General features: G+C 48.6%; 2 protein-coding genes and 1 pseudogene. 2 read left to right on the forward strand and 1 reads right to left on the reverse strand.

Annotated features, from left to right (window positions below):
- Nucleotides 1-270 precede the first annotated feature (270 nt).
- A complete protein-coding gene (locus J07HQW2_RS02420) occupies nt 271-984 on the forward strand; it encodes a hypothetical protein (protein WP_303703910.1) in 714 nt (237 codons plus the stop codon).
- Nucleotides 985-1,069: 85 nt separating this feature from the next.
- On the opposite strand, the gene J07HQW2_RS02425 is transcribed toward J07HQW2_RS02420, so the two are convergent.
- A complete protein-coding gene (locus tag J07HQW2_RS02425; protein ID WP_021053674.1) occupies nt 1,070-1,291 on the reverse strand; it encodes a hypothetical protein in 222 nt (73 codons plus the stop codon).
- Nucleotides 1,292-1,460: 169 nt separating this feature from the next.
- On the opposite strand from J07HQW2_RS02425, the pseudogene J07HQW2_RS02430 reads away from it, so the two are divergent.
- Nucleotides 1,461-2,076, forward strand: a pseudogene (locus J07HQW2_RS02430) (S1C family serine protease); the annotation flags it as partial.

The following is a 2,076-nucleotide window of genomic DNA, read 5'->3' on the forward strand; positions in this document are numbered from 1 at the left end:
TATTTCCAAGAGCATTTCTTCCCCACAATCATATTCTATGTATTCGACAGAGTGCAGATGAGAGAGGAGAGGAGAAGGGAGGAGAGCGGGCAAGGACTCAATGTACTATCCACTCAGACAGCGCAGAAGAACGGAAACATGATATTATGAGCATTGATACTGTTTTCACCTATTGTGCTACTCAGCGTTTCTGTATCAATCGTCAGTGTCGTTTTAAACGGGATATTCGGGTTATTTGGCGGAGCTCTCGGGACAGGAGTTGGATTATATGTGGCAATTGGTGGAATTAAGGGTCTGAACCGGTCGTGGAGAATACTCACGACGGATTCAGTGCCGATTGATAAGGCTATCACGACTGATGAACTGGTTCAGGTCAGCGGGTCTGTTCGCCCATCCAAATCAAGTGATACTATTCTGTCGCCAATCCAGAGTGAGGAATGCGTCGCATACACATATGAAATCAATTCTCAACTAAATGACAATTGTTCAATTGATTCTGGCGTTGACTGTCGCCCGTTTAGAATTTCTGATGGGACAACAGAGATATTGGTTGATCCGACTCGGGAGAGTCTGTCATTAGAGACTCACAAGAAGACAGTCACAGGAGGAGAAGAAGTATCAAGAGAAATCGATGAAGAGAAAGTCAACGTGGACCCATCAGCTGAGATAAGTGATTCAGGCAGTATTCCAAATCCAATTGAGTTGATAGAGGGAACAATCAGAATTGGTGAGGAAATAATCATTATTGGGAAAGCCAGCCCGACGCCAACGGAAGTAGCCGAAGATACTGACATCGGTGCCACCGGGGACGCGGACGCGAATGCAATCGTGACACCTGAAACCGGGCATTTGGATCTGAGAAATGACGTATCAGAAACTACTGCACCGAAAGCGGGCATTCAGGGAGCATTGGCACTGATCTTCGGGTCGACATTCACTCTTATTGGGGCGGGTGTTTTCCTGACCACTCTCAGCAGTCTGTAGGAATAAGTACATATTAGAATAATAACAGATGACAATCTTGGAGCATCAATACATTGAGTGGCGCTGAGATGCGTATGATAACGCATCAGGTATAATATCCATTCCCGCTAAGAATAATAAAGTCCACTCGCTCGCGTTCTGCACGAATAATTTCGACGGCACGGTCGTGTAGGGTATCTCTGTCCCAGCGATGTTTGATGAGCGCCTCTGCTTGAGTGCTGAGTGATGCATCAGTTGTCTCAGGCAATTCGGCGAGTGAGTTGGCAGTGTGGAGCTGATCTTCGAGATCGTGTTGATTTGGGCCCACCGAGTTGTTTCAGCATACCGGCATTATGCCGATATTTTTCTTTCCCAGACTTCTTCTCACATGGGTCAGGTGATGCTATGTCTCGCTCCTTAGCATAGTTTTCTAACTCTCGTTTCACACCGTCACGAACGCGGCGACAGTGATTTGTAATTCTATGCCAACAGGCTGTATGAAGCAATTGGATTATCAGTCGCTGTACAAAGCGGCTGTCACCTCTGTTGTATCCATCTACCGAGATCCTGGTCAGCGCGGTGCTGGATCAGGCTTTTTTTACGACGACACCCACCTCCTCACCAACGAACATGTGGTCCGAGACCGCGACCGCGTTGATATCCGGTTTCATGACGGGAGTTGGGAGACTGGGACTGTGGTCGGGAGTGATGTGTACACTGACCTTGCAGTAATTCGTGTCTCAGACAGTCCAACTGAGGCAACGCCCTTGCAGATCGCCGGGGGAACAGCATACCCTCAACCAGGACAGCCTGTCGCAGCACTTGGGAACCCACTCGGATTAGATGGGTCAATCACAACTGGCGTGGTGTCCGGTATCGACCGGTCTATGCCGACGTCAGGTGGATTCGCGATTCCTGATACCGTTCAGACAGATAGTCCAATCAACCCTGGTAACAGCGGTGGACCGTTAATCACAGCAGTTGATGATACGCCTGGCACAAATGAGGGATATCCAGTCGTTGGAGTGATCGTGCCAAGTCTGGTGAGAATATTGGATTCGCTATCTCGGCAAGGTCATCTCGGAAGTGTACCGGACTATTACGACCGGTCGT

The sequence above is a fragment of the Haloquadratum walsbyi J07HQW2 genome (assembly GCF_000415985.1).
GTDB classification, from domain to species: Archaea; Halobacteriota; Halobacteria; order Halobacteriales; family Haloferacaceae; genus Haloquadratum; species Haloquadratum walsbyi_B.